Genomic DNA, 16,566 nt, shown 5'->3' on the forward strand with positions numbered 1-16,566 from the left:
TTTATGAGTTCACGACCTAGCCATCGCCTGCGCCAGCGCGGCCAGGGCCGCATCGCTCGATTGCGCCACGTTCCAGCGCATGAACGCGCCCGCGCTCTGGCTGGGGCTGAACACGTTGCCGGGCGCCAGCACCACGCCCAGGTCCAGGCAGCGTTGCGCCAGAACCGCGCTGTCCATCCCGGCGGGCAGGCGGCACCACAGGGTAAAGCCGGCGCCTTCGTCAGGGCGCGTCTCGATGCCCAGCCGGGCCAGGGCCTGCGCGGTGTGTCGCCGCGCGCGCGACAGGCGGCGGCGCAACTGCTCGACATGGCGACGATAGGCGCCCTGGCCCAGCACCAGGCCGATCGCGGCCGTGACCAGCGGGCTTGGCCCGCCAAACCCGGTTGCCAGTTGCAGATCGGCCAGCGCGGCAATCCATTCGCCCCGCGCGGCGATATAGCCGCAGCGCACCGAGGCCGAAATCGTCTTGGAAAAGCTGCCCACGCGGATCACGCCCGATAGCCCGTCGAGCGCGGCCATGGTCGGGCGACCGGGGGCGAAATCGGCAAAGATGTCATCCTCCACGATCACCATGCCGTGCGCGGCGGCAATGCCGGGCAGGCGGTGCGCCGTGGGCAGCGACAGGCTGCCGCCGGTGGGATTGTGCAGGCTGGAATTGGTGAGATAGAGGCGCGGCCGTTCCGCGGCGACCACGGCGGCAAAGGCATCGGCATCGGGGCCGCCCGGGCCGAACGGCACGCTCACCGCCCGCACGGCATGGGCCGCCACCAGCGCCTGGTAATTGAAATAGCACGGATCATCGAGCAGCACGGTATCGCCTGGGCGCAACAGCAGGCGGCAGATCAGGTCCACCGCCGCCGATCCCGAGGCGGTCAGCAGGATGCGATCGGGATCGCAGACCATGCCTTCGGCGGCGAAGCGCAAGGCGATCTGGCGGCGCAACGCCGGGTCGCCGGCGGTGGTGCCGTAATGCACCAGGTTGGCAGGGTCGCGCATCGCCTCGCGCAGCGCGCGCTGCAGCGCCGCCTGGGGCATCCACTCCGCCGGCAGCCAGCCGCAACCCGGCATCGCCACTGCGCCGCCGCCCTGGTCCAGCGACTCGCGCGAAACCCAGAACGGGTCGATCGCATGGTCGCGCACCGGCGCGCGCGCCGATGGGCTTTGCGGCGCGCTGGCCAGGTGGCTGACGAAAAAGCCCGAGCGCGGCACCGCCTGGATCACGCCATCGGCCACCAGCCGGTCATAGGCTTCCACCACGGTTGCGGGCGACACGCCAAAGCTGGCCGCGCTTTGTCGCACCGAAGGCAGGCGATCGCCCGCGCACAGCAGGCGTGCGGCAATGCGGCTGCGTATGCCCGCAATCACACTGTCGATGCGCGTAGTCGTGGCCAACTGTATCACCCCTTTGACCGGTACAGAATAGCATCACTGTACCGCCCTGTATCTGGCCGCACCAGCCCGTTTTCGCGAAACCGGCGCGCATCTGCAAAACACAGGGATGCAAACGATGGATGCAAGACAACGCGGCTGGGCCAACGGCATGCTCGCCGTGGCGATGTTTGCCGGATCGATGCCGGCCACGCGCCTGGCGATTATCGGCATTGCCCCGCTCTTGCTGACCAGCGCACGCGCCCTCATTGCCGGGCTGATCGGCGGCGCCATGCTAGTGCTCGGCCGCCAGCCCTTGCCACAAGGCGGGCAATGGCGCGCGCTGGTGGTCGTCGCGGGCGGCTGCGTGCTCGGCTTTCCGCTGCTTTCCGCCCTCGCGCTCGAACATATCTCGGCCGCGCGCTCGCTGGTCTTCACCGGCCTGCTGCCGCTCAGCACCGCCACGTTTGGCGTGCTGCGCGCGCAAGAGCGCCCCTCCCCGGCATTCTGGGCCTTTGCCGCGCTGGGTGCGGCGGCCGTGGCGGGTTTTGCCCTGTCGCGCGGGGCGGCGGGCTCTGCCCTGGGCGATGGACTGATGCTGGCGGCGGTGGTGGTGTGCGGGCTGGGCTATGCCGAAGGCGCCGTGCTGACGCGGGCGCTGGGCGGTTGGCAGGTGATCTGCTGGGCCCTGGTGCTGAGCCTGCCCGCCGCGCTGCTCGGCACGCTGGCGCTGCACCCTGCCGCTGGCCTCGCGGGCGTGGGTTGGCAAAGCTGGGCGGGCCTTGCCTATGTCTCGTTGATCTCGATGCTGGTGGGCTTCATCTTCTGGTATCGCGGCCTCGATCTGGGCGGCATTGCCAGCGTGGGCCAGCTGCAATTACTACAACCGTTCCTCGGCCTAGGCCTCGCGGCGCTGGTCTTGGGCGAAAGCGTGAGCCCGGCAGCCTTGCCGGTGATGGCGGTGGTGGCAGCCAGTGCGCTGGGCGCCCGCCGCTTCGCCTGAACGCGCCCCACCCATTGCGGCAATAACGGTATCCCAGGATCATTGCGGCCTGTTGCGCGTTCGAACCGGACAATCCCCCCAAGACGAGGCTTGCTTCCGGCCATGGCCACCAATCTGGCGACCGCCCAACTCACCGCGCCTGACAGCACGGCAAACGTCAATGGCACGCAGCATGCGCTGCCGACCGACCCCCGCCGCACCCTGCTTGATTGGCTGCGCGACGATCTTGGCCTGACCGGCACGAAGAAGGGCTGCGACCATGGCCAGTGCGGTGCCTGCACCGTGCTGGTCGATGGCCGGCGGATCAACGCCTGCCTGTCGCTCGCCGCCCTGCACGGGGGCGACACGATCGAAACGATCGAGGGGATCGGCACGCCCGATGTGCTGGCCCCTTTGCAGCGCGCCTTCGTGACGCACGATGGGTTCCAGTGCGGCTATTGCACGCCGGGCCAGATCTGTTCGGCCAAGGCGCTGATGGAAGAACTTGCCCAGGGCTGGCCCAGCGCGGTCAGCGCCGACGTGGCTGCCCATCCCACCCCCACGCCCGATGAACTGCGCGAGCGGATGAGCGGTAACCTGTGCCGCTGCGGCGCCTATGCCAATATCATTGCCGCGCTGGAAGACGTCATCGCGGCGGAGGACGTGGCATGAAGGCCTTCACGCTCGACCACGCTCCCAACGCCGACACCGCACTTGCCGCGATGGGCCAGGGCGCCACGGCGATTGCCGGTGGCACAAACCTGGTGGACCTGATGAAATTGCAGGTCGCCACGCCCGAACGGCTGGTCTCGATCCGCCGCACCGGGCTGGACACCATCGGCTATGACGGTGATGGCCTGCGCATCGGCGCGCTCGTCACCAATGCCGATTGCGCGGCCGACATGCGCGTGCGCCAGGATTGGCCGCTGCTCTCGCAGGCGATCCTTGCCGGCGCTAGCCCGCAACTGCGCAACCGCGCCACCACCGGCGGCAATTTGTGCCAGCGCACCCGCTGCGGCTATTTCACCGACACCACGCAAGCCTGCAACAAGCGGGAGCCTGGGACCGGCTGCGCCGCGCGCGAAGGGTTCAACCGCATCCACGCCGTGCTGGGCACCAGCGAGGCCTGCATTGCCACGTATCCTGGTGACATGGCCGTGGCGCTGCTCGCGCTCGACGCGGTGGTGCTCACCCAAGGGCCCTTCGGCCTGCGCCAGATCCCGCTCGCCATGTTCCACCGCGAGCCGGGCGAAGACCCCAGCCGCGACAATGTGCTGCAACCGGGCGAGTTGATCACCGCGGTCAAGCTGCCCGCGCCCACCGGCGGCCGCCAGGTCTACCGCAAGGTGCGCGATCGCGCGTCCTATGCCTTTGCCCTGGTTTCGGTGGCCGTGGACCTGACGATGGAACAGGGGCGTATCGCCCGCTGCGCGCTGGCCTTCGGCAGCCTTGGCACCGTGCCGTGGCGCGATCCGGCGGTGGAAGCCGTGCTGGTGGGCGAGGTCCCCTCGCCCGCGCTGTTTGCCCAGGCCGCGGAGATCTTGCTGCGCGATGCGCGTGGCTTTGGCGCCAACGACTTCAAGATTCCCCTTGCCGCGCGCGCCCTTGCCGCGACGCTGGCGCAAGCGACGAAGGGTTGAGCTGATGCACCTGCCCCTTTCCGACATGTACAACCAACCCGACGAGCGCAACCGGCTCGACCACATGCGCCAGGGCGTGATCGGCAAGCCGCTCGATCGCCCCGAAGGGCCGCTCAAGGTCAGCGGCACGGCCACTTACGCTGCGGAATGGCGCATCGCCGGCTGTGTCGACGGCGTTCTCGTCCTCGCCTCGATCGCGCAGGGCCAGGTCAGCGCGATCCATCGCGACGACGTTCTCGCGCGCGAAGGCGTGCTGGCGGTGATCGCCGATCCGGCGATGACGCGTCGCTCTGCCCAGGGCATGGCCGCCAAGGCACCGCAACAGGACGCTGCACGCGTCGAATATTTCGGCCAGCCGGTGGCCCTGGTCGTGGCGCAAACCTTTGAACAGGCGCGCGACGCGGCGCTGGCGCTGCGTATCGACTATACCGATGCCAGCGATCCCGCACCCTTCGATCCGCATGGCTCCGGCGTGAAGGTGGAAGCACCGTCCGACAGCAAGCCGGTGGAGGGCGGAGACCTCGACCAGGCGATGGAAACGGCCGCGTTCAGCATCGACGTGGAATACGAAACGCCCGGCCACGCCAGCGCCGCGATGGAGCCGCATGCGACCATCGCGCAATGGCAGGGCGACAATCTGGTCCTGCACGGCAGCTATCAGATGCTGGCCTACAACGTTAAGGAAATCGCCGATTGCCTGGGCATTGCGGCGGACAAGGTGCGGATCATCGCGCCTTATGTCGGCGGCGGCTTTGGATCGAAGCTGGGCATCACGCACGAAGCCGTCTCGGCCGCGATCGCCGCGCGCGAACTGGGCCGCCCGGTGCGCGTGGTGATGACCCGGCAGCAGGTGTTCCAGACCGTGATGCGCCGTTCCGAAACGCGCCAGCGCGTGCGGCTGGCGGCTGATCCCGCCGGCCGGTTGATCGGCTTGGGCCACGAAGCGCTGGTATCCAACCTGCCGGGCGAAAAGTTTGCCGAACCCGTCACCCAGGCCACGGAATTCCTTTATGGCGGCGAAAACCGCCTGCTCAAGGTGGAGGTGGCACGCATCAGCCGCCTTACCGCCGGCTCTGTCCGCGCGCCGGGCGAAGCGGTCGGCATGCAAGTGCTGGAAGCGGCGATGGACGAACTGGCCGAAAAGATCGGCATCGATCCCATCGACTTGCGCAAGCGCAACCTGCCCGCCACCGTGCCGGTTGAGGGCACGCCCTATTCCTCGCGGATGTTGACCCAGGCGTTGGAAGAAGGCGTGAAGGCCTTTGGCTGGAGCGCGCGGCAAACCCGGCCGTGCCAGACCCGCGAGGGTGAATGGTGGATCGGCATGGGCATGGCCAGCGCCGCCCGTGTCAACATGATGGTGCCTGCCCAGGCACGCGTCACCCTGCGGGCCGATGGCAGCGCGCTGGTGGAAACCGACCAGACCGACATCGGCACCGGCACATATGCCATCCTGGGCCAGATTGCGGGCGAAATGCTGGGCCTACCGATCGCGCAAGTGACCGTGACGCTCGGTGATACCGCCTTTCCCGCCGGCGCGGGTTCGGGGGGCAGCTTCGGCGCGATCTCCACTGGCTCCGCCGTGATGCGCGCGTGCGAGGCCATCCGCGAAACGCTGGCCAAGCGCCTGGGCTGCGACGAAACCGACCTTGCCCTCAAGGATGGCAGCGCCAGTGGGCCGGGCGGCGAAAGCCGCGGCTTGCCCGATCTGCTCGATGGGCACGACTTGGTCGAAACCGGCTCGATCAAACCGGGCAAGACCGCCAAGGAATTTTCACAGGCAAGCTACGGCGCATTCTTTGCCGAAGTGGCCGTCCATGCCTTTACCGGCGAAGTGCGGGTACGCCGCATGACCGGCGCTTTCGGCTTTGGCCGCGTGCTCAACGCCAAGACCGCCCGCTCGCAATGCCTGGGCGGGATGGTCTGGGGTATCGGCAGCGCCTTGACCGAGGAACTCGCCTTCGACACGCGCGATGGCCACCTGGTCAACCACGACCTCGCCGAATACCACGTGCCGGTGCATGCCGACGTGCCGGCGATCGAGGTGATCCTGCTGGAAGAGCGGGACGCGGCGGCCAGCCCGCTCCAGGCCAAGGGCGTGGGCGAACTGGGCATCTGCGGCGCGGCCGGGGCGATTGCCAACGCGGTCTACAACGCCTGTGGCGTGCGCGTGCGCAGCTTCCCCCTCACGCTCGACAAGATCATCCCCGCCCTGCCCGATCCCTTTGCATCCGCCGTCTGAAAGGAAGGCTTTCGTGCTTACAGCCCCCATCCGCTATTCGCCCGATATCGAACACGTTCAGGACAACGAAGCGGAAACCGACGCTTCCCTGGAAAAGTCGTTCGACCACATCCTGCACACCACCGCCAAGGATTATGGCCGGCCGGTGCGCGCCGTTCATGCCAAGGCCCATGGCCTGTTCGAAGGCACGTTTACCATCGACGCGCATTTGCCGCCGGAACTGGCCCAGGGTCTGTTCGCCACGCCGGGCAGCTATCGCGCCTCCTTCCGTGTCTCCACCAATCCGGGCGATATCCTGGATGACAATGTCGTGCTGCCGCGCGGCCTTGCCCTGAAAGTGGAAGGCGTGCCGGGCGAATTCGTGGCTGAGGCCGAAGGCGACGCGCAGGACTTCCTGATGGTCAACAGCCCGGTGTTTGCCGCGCCCAGCGCCGACAAGTTTGCCGGGAAGCTCAAGCTGCTCGCCGCAACGACCGACCGCGCGCCCGGTGCCAAGGTTGCGCTGTCCACGGTGCTCGGCTTCATCAACAGCGCCTTGGGCAAGGTCGGCCTGGAATCGGGCGCACTGGCCGCCATGGGTGGCGCGCCGCAGGTGCATCCCCTGGGGGAAACCTATTTTTCCACCACGCCGTTCCGCTTTGGTGATCACGTCGCCAAGTTTCGCCTGCGCCCGCTGTCACCGGCGCTGACGGCGCTGACCGGCCAGGTGATCGACACCAAAGGCCGGCCCGATGGCTTGCGCGAAACCATCCGCCAGGATGCCGCGGGCCTCACCGGCGAATGGGCATTCGAAGTGCAGTTGCTGCGCGATCTCGGGCAGCAACCGGTCGAGGATGCCAGCGTGGAATGGCCCGAAGCGGTTTCGCCGTTCGTGCAGGTCGCCACGCTGCGCATGGAGCCGCAGGATAGCTGGAGCGCCGACAAAGTGGAGCGCATCGATGAAACGCTGCACTTCTCGCCCTGGAACGCCCTGGCCGCCCACCGCCCGCTCGGCGGCATCAACCGCGCCCGCCGCCGCGCCTATCGCCAGTCGTCCACTTTCCGCGTGGCCATGCAGCAAGGCTGCCCGGTGGCGCATGCGGAAGAAGCGGCCAACTGAGTTGAAAGCCCGCCGGTCAGGCCTCGACCCTGACCGGCACCCCCTTTGACGCCGGCGTGTCAGACAGCTTTTCCCGCAAGCCGAGAGGCACCAGCGCGTTGAGTTCGGGGAAATAGCCCGCCACCGTGCCAGCCGGCAGGTCATAGGGCACGACTTTCAGGCCGCCCACCGCGCGGCGCGTGGCCGTGTCGGTGGCCGTCACCAGCGTGATCCGCTGCCCTTCGGCCAGGCCCAGCCGGGCAATCTCGCCCGGCGCCATCAATGCGATGGTGCGCTCGCCCGAAAGACCGCGCAGCCGGTCATTCATGCCATAGACCGTGGTGTTGAACTGGTCGTTGGACCGCAGCGTGACAAGGCGCAGCGTATCGGCCGCTTCATCCTGTGGCCCTGCATTGAGCACGCTGGGATCGGTGAATTCCGCCTTGCCGCTCTGCGTGTGCCACACACGGCGGCGCGCGTCGTTGCCCCGGAAAAAGCCGCCCGGCTCGTGCATCCGGCGGTCCATCTCGGCAAATTCCTTGGGAAAGGTCTGCGCGATCAATTCGCGGATGCGCGTGTAATCGGCGCGCCATTCGTCCCACAGCCAGCGCGGGTGGAACGGCAGGGTGGCCTTGGCCAGTTCGCACAGGATTGCCGTCTCGCTCATCACATGCGCGCTCGCCGGCTTGCGCCGGCCCATCGAGCTGTAGATGTGGCTGAAGCTGTCCTCGATGCTGACGAACTGGTTGCCGCTTTCCTGGATATCCTCTTCCGAGCGCACCAGGCAGGGCAGGATCCAGCTTTCCTTGCCCGGCAGCAGGTGCGTGTGGTTGAGGCGCGTGGCGATGTGCACCGTCAGGTCCATCTCCCGCCAGGCTGCGTGCACGGGCCCGTGGTCGGGCACCGCCATGGCCAGGTTGCCGCCCAGGCCCAGGTAGACACGGTTCTTGCCCGCCAGCAGCGCCTCCAGGAATTTGGCGGTGTTGTGGCCATCTTCCTGCGGTGTTTCCAGGCCCAGCACTTCGCGGTACTTTTCCACCGGGGCGAGCGAAACCTTTTCGGTGATGCCCACGGTGCGCTGGCCTTGCACGTTGGAATGGCCGCGAATGGGCGAACAACCCGCCCCCGGCCGGCCGATATTGCCGCGCAGCAACAGCAGGTTGACGAGCAGGCCAATCGCCTCGCTGCCATGCACCTGTTGCGTCAGGCCCATGCCATAGATGCCGATCACCGCCTTGGCATCGGCATAGACGTCGCCCGCCGCTTCCATCTCGGCCCGCGTCACGCCGCTTGCCGCCTCCAGCGCGTCCCAGCCGGTCGCCTCCACTTTGGCGCGGAACGCCTCGAAACCATGCGAATGTTGCGCAATAAAATCTTGGTCCAGCAGCCCTTCCTCGCGCTCGGCGCGCGCCAGCACATGCTTGCACACGCCCATCAGCGCGGCGATGTCACCGCCGGGGCGAACTTGCAGGTAGAGATGGCTCAACCGCGTCGCCTTGCCGGTGAGCATTTCGACCGGGCTTTGCGGGTTGATGAACTCGACCAGCCCGGCTTCTTTGAGCGGGTTGAACGTCACGATCTTGCAACCGCGCTTCACCGCCTGCTGCAAGGGATGCAGGATGCGCGGGGAATTTGTGCCGGGGTTCTGGCCCAAGTAAAAGATCGCGTCGCACTGCTCCAGGTCTTCCAACTGGCAGGTGCCGACCGGCGAACCGATCACTTTCTTGAGCCCCACCGACGTGGTCTCGTGGCACATGTTCGAGCTGTCGGGCAGGTTGTTGTGCCCCAGCATCCGCGCGAAAGCGGCAAACAGATAGCTCGGTTCGAGCGCTGCCTTGCCGCTGGCATAGAATGTCATGGCGTCTGGCGGCGTCTGCTTCAGCCGGCTGCCGATCGCGGCAAATGCCTCGTCCCAGGTGGCGCGGACATAGCGATCGCTGGCAGGGTCATAGCGAAGCGGCTCGGTCAGCCGGCCTTCGCGCTCCAGTTCGTTGGCGCTCAAGCCCCACAGTTCGCTGACCGTGTGCTGGTCAAAGAACGCCGGGGTGCAGCGCGCGCTGGTCAGGTCCCACAGCGTCGCCTTCGCGCCGTTCTCGCAAAACTCGAAAGCCGCCGGATTGGGCGGCTTGATCCAGGCACAAGAAGTGCAGGCCGTGCCGTCGGGCTTGTTGAGATGGCGCAACGTGTCCAGCGCGCCTGGCCCGGCGGCTTGGGATAGCTCGGTCGCGACAATGCCCTCCAGCGATCCCCATCCCCCGGCCGCTTCGGGCACCTTGATCGCTTGTGCCTCTGCTTCCGGGGTCTGGCGCTGGGTCATTGTCGGCGTGTCCTGTATGGTTCGGCTTATGCTATACGTTCGTCACCCCGGACTTGATCCGGGGTGACGGAATTCATGCAGCGGACGGGCCCGGCATCACGCCAGCGCGCGCACCTTGGGCTCGCGGGCGAAATGGCGCACCGGGCCCACCTTGAGCAGGTCTTCGTTGGGCACCACGCCTTCGTCCTTCTCCACCCCGGCCTTGTCGAGGATAACTTGCGTGCCGGGACAATGGGCAATGGTCTTGCAATGGCCATAGGCGTCCATGAACCACTGCACCGCCGCACCCTGCTGCGCCAGCTTGGCCGCTGCTTCGGGCATCAACACCGATGCCACGGCATCGAACATGACCGAGGGCGTACCGTCCAGCTGGCCATCCGCCTTGAGCGTGCCGCCCTTGACCGCGATGCCGCCAACCTTGGGCGCCACCAGGACCACGGCGCCGCCGGCCTTCTCGATCCCTTGCTTGAGCGTGTCGATCGTTGCCTTGTCCGAACCTTCGGCAAACAGGATGCCCACCTTGCGGCCTTCGAAGGTGTTCTTGGCCTGCTTCTGGATCGACAGCGCGTCGGACGGCTTCATCGCCACCGGCTTGCGGGCCGCAGGGGCCTTTTCCGGCAGGTCCACCGCCAGGCCATCGGCCACGCGCTGCGCCAGTGTCTCGTCCACATTGCGCAACCGCGACAGCACGCGTGCGCGCACATGGTCGAGGCTCACCTTCGACAGTTCGAACACCAGCGCCGAGGCGATGTGCGCCTGCTCGCTTTGCGTCTGCGAATGGAAGAACAGCGCAGCCTGGCTATAGTGATCGGCAAACAGCTCGGCGCGGACCCGCACCTTTTCCGTGGGATCGTTGCGTTCGCCGTTTTCGCGGAACGAGGTGAAGCCGGTTTCGGGGCTGGCACGCGGGCCGCTGTCCTCACCCGCTTCGTTGAGTGAGTTGGGCTCGTAATTGGCGCGGCCGGTCGGCACCAGCGTCTGCATCAGGCCATCGCGCTGCATGTTGTGGAACGGGCACTTGGGCGCGTTGACCGGGATCTGGTGGAAATTGGTCGTGCCGAGGCGCGATTTCTGCGTGTCGAGGTACGAGAACAGCCGGCCCTGGAGCAGTGGATCGTTGGAAAAATCGATGCCCGGCAAAACGTTCGATGGCAGGAACGCAACCTGCTCGGTCTCGGCAAAGAAATTGTCCACGTTGCGGTTGAGCGTCATGCGGCCCACGATCTGCACCGGCACGTCTTCCTCGGGCACCAGCTTGGTCGCGTCGAGCACGTCATAGGGTTGCTTGGCCGCGAAGGCCTCGTCGAACACCTGCACGCCCAGGTCCCAGGCCGGGAACGCGCCGCGCTCGATCGCTTCGAACAAGTCGCGGCGATGGAAATCGGGATCGGCCCCGGCAATCTTCACCGCCTCGTCCCAGATCAGCGATTCCAGGCCCTGCACCGGCTTCCAGTGGAACTTGACGAAGTGGCCTTCGCCCTTGGCATTGACCAGGCGGAAGGTGTGGACGCCAAAGCCCTCCATCGTGCGCAACGTGCGCGGAATGGCGCGGTCGCTCATCGCCCACATGATCATGTGGATGGATTCGGGCATCAGCCCGACGAAATCCCAGAACGTGTCATGCGCGCTGGCAGCCTGGGGATAGCCGCGATCGGCTTCCATCTTCACCGAGTGGATGAGGTCGGGAAACTTGATCGCATCCTGGATGAAGAACACCGGGATGTTGTTGCCCACCAAGTCCCAGTTGCCTTCCTCGGTATAGAACTTCACGGCAAAGCCGCGCACGTCGCGCGGGGTGTCCACCGATCCGGCGCCGCCGGCCACGGTGGAAAAGCGCACGAACACCGGGCAGGTCTTGCCCGCTTCCTGGAACAGGCCGGCCTTGGTCAGTTCAGGAATCGCCTTGGTCACTTCGAACACGCCATGCGCGCCCGATCCGCGCGCGTGAACGATGCGCTCGGGAATGCGCTCGTGATCGAAATGGAAGATCTTTTCGCGCAGGATGAAGTCTTCCAGCAGCGCAGGCCCACGCTCTCCGGCCTTCAGGCTGTTCTGGTTGTCCGCCAGGCGATGGCCGAAATTGTCGGTGAGGTAGGCGCCCGGCTCGCCCTGCTGCACGTTCTGGTGCGTTTCGCCCGCATTGCCGGGCTCTGTCGCGTAATCGGCCCGGCCTGCGCCGGGCTGGTGATCACGCAGGGCGTTGTCCAGCGCAGGCGAATGTTCGGCGGGGGTCGACGGAGTCTGGGGCTTGCGTGCCATGGGAATGGGTCCTTGTGCCATTGGCGCCGCCCTGCGCAGCGCGCAAGCGGACACACGGACCGGGCACCGATGCGCCCTGCCCGGAGATGCGAACGAAAAATGAAACGGTTTCGTTCAGTTATTGGCCGCGCGTGCAACCGGCACGCGCGGCCCAGGAAATCAGTAAGCCTGCTGTTGGCGGGCCTGCCGCTTGGCCAGGTGGCGCTTCACCAGCCAGCCGCCGGTTGCCGCAGCCACCATGCCCATCGGGCCCAGACGGCGCAGCGCCGTGGCCGCAGCCACGCCCAGCAGCGCGCCACCGCCTTCGCTCAGCCCGGGGGTACGTTCGGCGATCTTCTTGCCGATCACTGCAGATACGATCTTGCCAATCACGATGCGCCCTTTCGCTATGGGGAAATCACGGGCCTTAACGATTGCCGGCGGGCATCGTTCCATGGTGCCAAGCGTGCTAAGGTCTTCGCACATCGCCAAATCCTGTGGCGCGGCGCTCGCCCCCCACGCGCATCAGGCCGGCGCGGAAAGGCTGGCGCCTATCGCCTGGGCGATGGGCGTCGCGGGCTCCTTGCCCAACAGCGCAACCAGCCGTGCATTGTCCAGCCGCACGGGGTGGCGCCAGAACTGCGCCACTTCGGCCACGTCGCGCGGGAAGCCACCCAGCGGCGCGGCCATCCGCATGAGCCACCAAGGAAACGCCCGCTCGGCAAGGTCGGGCTGCGCCAGTGCAGCCCGCACGTGCTGGGCCATCTGGCGGCCATCGTGGTCCCAAAACCCGCCGAATTGCAGGCGTTCGGCCGCGGCCAGTTTCCCTTCGGGCAATTCCAGCAGGCGGGCAAAGGTTTCGGCCAGATCGGGCAGATAGGCCCAGGTATGGCCAATGCCGGCGCGGCCCGGCTGGGTGATCACGCGGTAGGGCGGCTGGGCCAGCGCCTGGGAAAACCAGCTTTGAGCAGCACCGGGCCCAAAGAAATCCCCCGCCCGCAGGACGATGCTGCTCACTTCGGGCGCGGCGGCGGCCAGGCGGCGTTCCATTTCCACACGGATCGCGCCCTTGCGGCCGCGCGGATGCTGCGGCGTGGCAGCGTCGATCACCGGGGTTGCCGCCGCATCATAGTTGTAGATCGTACCGGGCAAGAGCAGGCGCGCGCCGTGGCGCCGTGCCGCTGCAAGGCTGGCATCGAGCATTGGCAGAACCAGGGTTTCCCAGTTGCGATAGCCCGGCGGGTTGACGCCGTGGAGCAGCGCCGCCGCGCCTTGCGCTGCGGCCATCACATCGTCGGCGCGCAGCGCATCGCCCTCAAGCCATTGCGGCGCCGCCCCCTCCCCCCACTGGGCTGCCGCCCGGCCGGTATCGCGCACCAGCGCCCGCACCGCCCAGCCCCGCGCCAGCATCGTGCGCGCAACCGCGCCGCCGATGCCGCCGGTGGCGCCCAAAATCAGGATGGTCTTGGTCATGGTCATGATCCTTCATTGTCGAAGGCCCAGACCTAGGCGCTGCATGGCATATCGAAAATTGACAGGAAGCTGCAAGCGGCTCATCATTTTTCAATGAACATGCGCACACTCGATTGGGACAGTCACCAGGCGTTCCTGGCCGTGATCGATACGGGCAGCCTGTCGGCGGCGGCGCGCGCGCTGGGGTTGGCGCAGCCGACCGTGCGCTTTCGCATCGATGCCCTGGAAAGGTCGCTGGGCCAGCCGCTGTTCATTCGCGCCGCGGGGGGAATGGTGCCCACGGCCCAAGCCCTGGCCTTGGCCGAACCGGCGCGGCAGATGGCCCATGCCGCCCAGGCTTTTCACCGCGCCGCCAGCGGGGCGCCGGGGGAGATTGCCGGAACCGTGCGGCTGAGCGTGGCTGATTTCATCGGGATTGCCGTGCTGCCTGCGATGCTGGAACCCTTGCTGGCACGCCATCACGCGCTCGATATCGAACTGGCGCTCAGCAACCAGTCGGCAGACCTGCTGCACCAGGAAGCCGACATCGCCATCCGCATGGTCCGCCCGAGCCAAGGTGCCCTGCGCGCGCAGCATGTCGGGCAGATCGCGCTGGGCCTGTTTGCGGCGCCTGCCTATGTCGCGGCCCATGGCCTGCCCGCCAGCCCGGCCGAACTTGTCGATCACCGCCTGATCGGCCCGGATCGCGCCAGCGCAGACCTGGCCCTGGCCGGCCGCCTGGCCGAATTCGTCGGCCGGCCGGTGCGCTTTGCCATACGCACCGACAGCCACCCGACCCAGCGCGCCGCCGTGGCCGCCGGCCTGGGGATCGGCGTGATCCAGGTGCCGGTGGGCCGGCAAGACCTGGTGCGCGTGTTCCCGCAGATCACCGTGGCCCATCTCGATGCCTGGGTGGTGACGCACGAAGACTTGCGCCATGCGCCGCGCATCGACGCGGTCTTTGCCCATCTGGTGGCGCAGATGCGCCGGTATTGCGCCGAAGGGTAAGCGAACGGCCGACGCTGTCGTGGCGCAAAAGACCCGCCAAACCGGCCCGCAGGACTTTCGGCTCAGGCTCTCAGGCCAGCCAGTGGCGGGCCAGCGCGCAGTGCAGGCGAATGCCGGTTTCGAGCACGGCGTCGTTGAAATCGTAGTGCGGATTGTGCAGCGGCGCGGGATGGTCGCCCACGCCCTGGCCCAGCCAAATATAGGCGCCGGGCCGCTGTTGCAGCATGAACGAAAAGTCTTCCGAAGTGGCAGCCGGTTCGGGCGCCAGTTCGGCATTGGCCACCGTGGCGGCTACGGCCAGGGCATCGGCGGCAGCGGCCGGATCGTTGATCGTGGCCGGGTAATAGCGATCATAGGCAAGGTCGCACCGCACTTCGAACGCCGTGGCGATACCTGCCGCAATGGCCTGGATGCGCGCCTCGATCCGCGCCTGCACCTGCGGATCGAACGTGCGCACGGTGCCCCCCACCACGACATCGGATGGGATCACGTTATGCGCTTCGCCGCCGTGGATTTCGGTGACCGAGAGCACCGCTGCCTGCACAGGGGGCACCGCGCGTGACACGATGGTGTTGAGCTGTTGCACGAGGGCCGCTGCGGCCAGAATCGCATCAGGGGTATCCTGCGGGATGGCGGCATGCCCGCCCTTGCCCGTGATCACCACGCGAAACTTGTCAGCCGCGCCCATGATTGCGCCGGGCCGGGTGGCGATGGTGCCCGCGGGCAGCCCCGGCCAGTTGTGCAGGGCATAGACGCGATCGCAGGGGAACCGTTCGAACAGTCCTTCCTCGATCATCGCCCGCGCCCCGCCCTGCCCTTCTTCGGCCGGCTGGAAGATGAAATGGACGGTGCCGGCAAAATCGGGTTCGGCCGCCAGCACCCGCGCCGCGCCCAGCAGCATGGCGACATGGCCATCATGCCCGCAGCCGTGGAACGTGCCAGGCGTGCGGCTGGCCCAGGGCAGATTGGTCTGCTCGGTAATCGGCAGCGCGTCCATGTCGGCGCGCAGGCCCACCGTGCGCGTGCCCGGCCGCGTCCCCTTGAGCACGCCCACCAGGCCGGTGCCGCCGATGCCCTCGTGCACGGCCAGGCCCAAGGCGCGCAGTTCCTCGGCGATGCGCGCCGCGGTGCGATGTTCGCAAAAGCCAAGCTCGGGATGCTGGTGAATGTCGCGGCGCAGGGCAACCAAGTCGGGCAGGATGGCGGCAATATCGGTCATGGTGGGGCTCCCTTGGCCGGCAATCAGCCGTGCTGCCCGAACGGATGCATGATGAACAACGGCGGCGTCACGGCTTGGGGCGGATCGGCACCGGCGCGTTGCAGATGTCCACCCGGCCTGCCGGGCGAATGTAGAACGGATCGCGCCGGTTGGCGCGGGCATCGACATAGCGGGCAAAGCTGTCGCTGCTGGTGGACAGGTATTGCCACGTCGGCAGGCCCGGCACCTCGCTGCCCAGGCGCACGCGCACGATCGGCGTGCGCTCTTTTGCCTGGCGATAGAAGCCCATCTCGCCTTTGCCACGCGGCAGGCTGGACAGCCACTCCATGCCGGAAATCACCCGCCCCACCACCGCGATATTGCGATCGAGCTGGCGCGGCGCATCGCCAATCACCGCATAGAGTTCAGCCCCCGTGCCGCTGTCGGGCGGCATGTCGCGCCCTACGCCGACCGTGCCATAGCAATGCACCGGCCAGGTTTCCGGCGATGCGCCCGGCCCCGCCGCGATCGGCCAGCCCTGGTAGAACCGGCCCGACGCTGCATAGATGCCATCGGTCAGGCGAGGCCCTTCCAACCCCGGCGCAGCACCGGCCGCCAAGGTGTAGCCACTCTGTGGCACGCTTTGCAGCCCCGCTGGCAAAGCCCGCGCGCGCGCCTTGTCCTCGGCAAAGGGATCACCCCATTGCACCACATAGCCGTCCTGCACGCGGTTGATTGCCGTGCCATCCCACCAATGCGCGGCGGCCAGCTTGCGGATATTGCCCACCCAGCCTTGCGACCAGGGCGCGGGCAAAAGCTGGATCACCACCCGCCGCGCGGCGCGATCCCGGCCCGGTGCCAGATCCATCACCAGCAGTTGATCGGCCGCGATCGCCACCCAATCCGCAGCCGGCGCCGCCGCGACGATCTGCGCGGGGCTGGGCGCCGAACTGGGCGCGGCAACAGGCGCAGCAGCCTGTCCCTGTGCAAAACCGGGGGCGGCAACAACCAGCGCAAGCGCGGCAACGGGGCGTATCCACATT

Annotated in this window: 13 protein-coding genes; 6 read left to right on the top strand and 7 right to left on the bottom strand. The window is 67.3% G+C overall.

Annotated features, from left to right (window positions below):
* Positions 1–9: 9 nt before the first annotated feature.
* Entirely contained in the window at positions 10–1,401 is a 1,392-nt protein-coding gene (locus FHT19_RS18785; protein WP_248290556.1) for a PLP-dependent aminotransferase family protein, read from the bottom strand.
* A 106-nt stretch (positions 1,402–1,507) separates the two neighbouring features.
* Between FHT19_RS18785 and FHT19_RS18790 the strand changes: the two genes are divergently transcribed.
* The 5 genes from FHT19_RS18790 (at position 1,508) to FHT19_RS18810 (ending at position 7,331) form a co-directional block, all read left to right on the top strand.
* Complete coding sequence (locus FHT19_RS18790) at positions 1,508–2,371, top strand: DMT family transporter (RefSeq protein WP_169476325.1); 864 nt, start codon at positions 1,508–1,510, stop codon at positions 2,369–2,371.
* A gap of 102 nt (positions 2,372–2,473) precedes the next feature.
* Entirely contained in the window at positions 2,474–3,022 is a 549-nt protein-coding gene (locus tag FHT19_RS18795; RefSeq protein WP_169476326.1) for a 2Fe-2S iron-sulfur cluster-binding protein, read from the top strand.
* Positions 3,019–3,990: a xanthine dehydrogenase family protein subunit M gene (locus FHT19_RS18800; protein WP_169476327.1), complete on the top strand. Its 972-nt coding sequence runs from the start codon at positions 3,019–3,021 to the stop codon at positions 3,988–3,990. The genes FHT19_RS18795 and FHT19_RS18800 overlap by 4 nt, the downstream gene beginning before the upstream one ends.
* Positions 3,991–3,994: 4 nt before the next feature.
* Positions 3,995–6,232, top strand: a complete 2,238-nt coding sequence (locus FHT19_RS18805; RefSeq protein WP_169476328.1) for a xanthine dehydrogenase family protein molybdopterin-binding subunit — start codon at positions 3,995–3,997, stop codon at positions 6,230–6,232.
* A gap of 13 nt (positions 6,233–6,245) precedes the next feature.
* Positions 6,246–7,331 (top strand): catalase family protein, encoded by a 1,086-nt coding sequence (locus tag FHT19_RS18810; protein ID WP_169476329.1) that lies wholly within the window; start codon positions 6,246–6,248, stop codon positions 7,329–7,331.
* Positions 7,332–7,347: 16 nt separating this feature from the next.
* On the opposite strand, the gene FHT19_RS18815 is transcribed toward FHT19_RS18810, so the two are convergent.
* The 4 genes from FHT19_RS18815 to FHT19_RS18830 all read right to left on the bottom strand — a co-directional run bounded on the left by FHT19_RS18815 (position 7,348) and on the right by FHT19_RS18830 (position 13,338).
* Positions 7,348–9,627, bottom strand: a complete 2,280-nt coding sequence (locus tag FHT19_RS18815; protein ID WP_169476330.1) for an FdhF/YdeP family oxidoreductase — start codon at positions 9,625–9,627, stop codon at positions 7,348–7,350.
* Between the two features lie 96 nt (positions 9,628–9,723).
* Positions 9,724–11,886, bottom strand: a complete 2,163-nt coding sequence (locus FHT19_RS18820) for a catalase (RefSeq protein ID WP_169476331.1) — start codon at positions 11,884–11,886, stop codon at positions 9,724–9,726.
* 159 nt (positions 11,887–12,045) lie between these two features.
* Positions 12,046–12,258, bottom strand: a complete 213-nt coding sequence (locus FHT19_RS18825) for a hypothetical protein (protein WP_168557685.1) — start codon at positions 12,256–12,258, stop codon at positions 12,046–12,048.
* Positions 12,259–12,390: 132 nt separating this feature from the next.
* Positions 12,391–13,338, bottom strand: a complete 948-nt coding sequence (locus tag FHT19_RS18830; protein WP_169476332.1) for an NAD(P)H-binding protein — start codon at positions 13,336–13,338, stop codon at positions 12,391–12,393.
* A gap of 93 nt (positions 13,339–13,431) precedes the next feature.
* Here FHT19_RS18830 and FHT19_RS18835 point away from each other — a divergent pair, with 93 nt between their 5' ends.
* Positions 13,432–14,325, top strand: coding sequence for a LysR family transcriptional regulator (locus FHT19_RS18835; RefSeq protein WP_169476333.1), 894 nt, complete (start codon positions 13,432–13,434; stop codon positions 14,323–14,325).
* 70 nt (positions 14,326–14,395) lie between these two features.
* Here FHT19_RS18835 and FHT19_RS18840 read toward each other — a convergent pair whose 3' ends face one another.
* Together FHT19_RS18840 and FHT19_RS18845 are read right to left on the bottom strand one after the other, a co-directional pair.
* The gene (locus tag FHT19_RS18840) at positions 14,396–15,544 is read right to left on the bottom strand and encodes a M20 aminoacylase family protein (RefSeq protein ID WP_169476334.1); all 1,149 of its coding nucleotides are present in this window, start codon (positions 15,542–15,544) and stop codon (positions 14,396–14,398) included.
* Positions 15,545–15,611: 67 nt separating this feature from the next.
* The gene (locus FHT19_RS18845) at positions 15,612–16,565 is read right to left on the bottom strand and encodes a peptidylprolyl isomerase (protein WP_169476335.1); all 954 of its coding nucleotides are present in this window, start codon (positions 16,563–16,565) and stop codon (positions 15,612–15,614) included.
* Between the last annotated feature and the right edge of the window lies 1 nt (position 16,566).

It is taken from the genome of Novosphingobium sp. SG919 (assembly GCF_012932495.1).
GTDB lineage: Bacteria > Pseudomonadota > Alphaproteobacteria > Sphingomonadales > Sphingomonadaceae > Novosphingobium > Novosphingobium rhizosphaerae.

Coding starts and splice junctions, on each gene's coding strand:
- FHT19_RS18795 (WP_169476326.1), top strand. CDS start 2,474: ATGGCCACCAATCTGGCGACCGCCCAACTCACCGCGCCTGACAGCACG.
- FHT19_RS18805 (WP_169476328.1), top strand. CDS start 3,995: ATGCACCTGCCCCTTTCCGACATGTACAACCAACCCGACGAGCGCAAC.
- FHT19_RS18820 (WP_169476331.1), bottom strand. CDS start 11,886: ATGGCACGCAAGCCCCAGACTCCGTCGACCCCCGCCGAACATTCGCCT.
- FHT19_RS18830 (WP_169476332.1), bottom strand. CDS start 13,338: ATGACCAAGACCATCCTGATTTTGGGCGCCACCGGCGGCATCGGCGGC.
- FHT19_RS18835 (WP_169476333.1), top strand. CDS start 13,432: ATGAACATGCGCACACTCGATTGGGACAGTCACCAGGCGTTCCTGGCC.
- FHT19_RS18800 (WP_169476327.1), top strand. CDS start 3,019: ATGAAGGCCTTCACGCTCGACCACGCTCCCAACGCCGACACCGCACTT.
- FHT19_RS18815 (WP_169476330.1), bottom strand. CDS start 9,627: ATGACCCAGCGCCAGACCCCGGAAGCAGAGGCACAAGCGATCAAGGTG.
- FHT19_RS18845 (WP_169476335.1), bottom strand. CDS start 16,565: ATGTGGATACGCCCCGTTGCCGCGCTTGCGCTGGTTGTTGCCGCCCCC.
- FHT19_RS18840 (WP_169476334.1), bottom strand. CDS start 15,544: ATGACCGATATTGCCGCCATCCTGCCCGACTTGGTTGCCCTGCGCCGC.
- FHT19_RS18790 (WP_169476325.1), top strand. CDS start 1,508: ATGGATGCAAGACAACGCGGCTGGGCCAACGGCATGCTCGCCGTGGCG.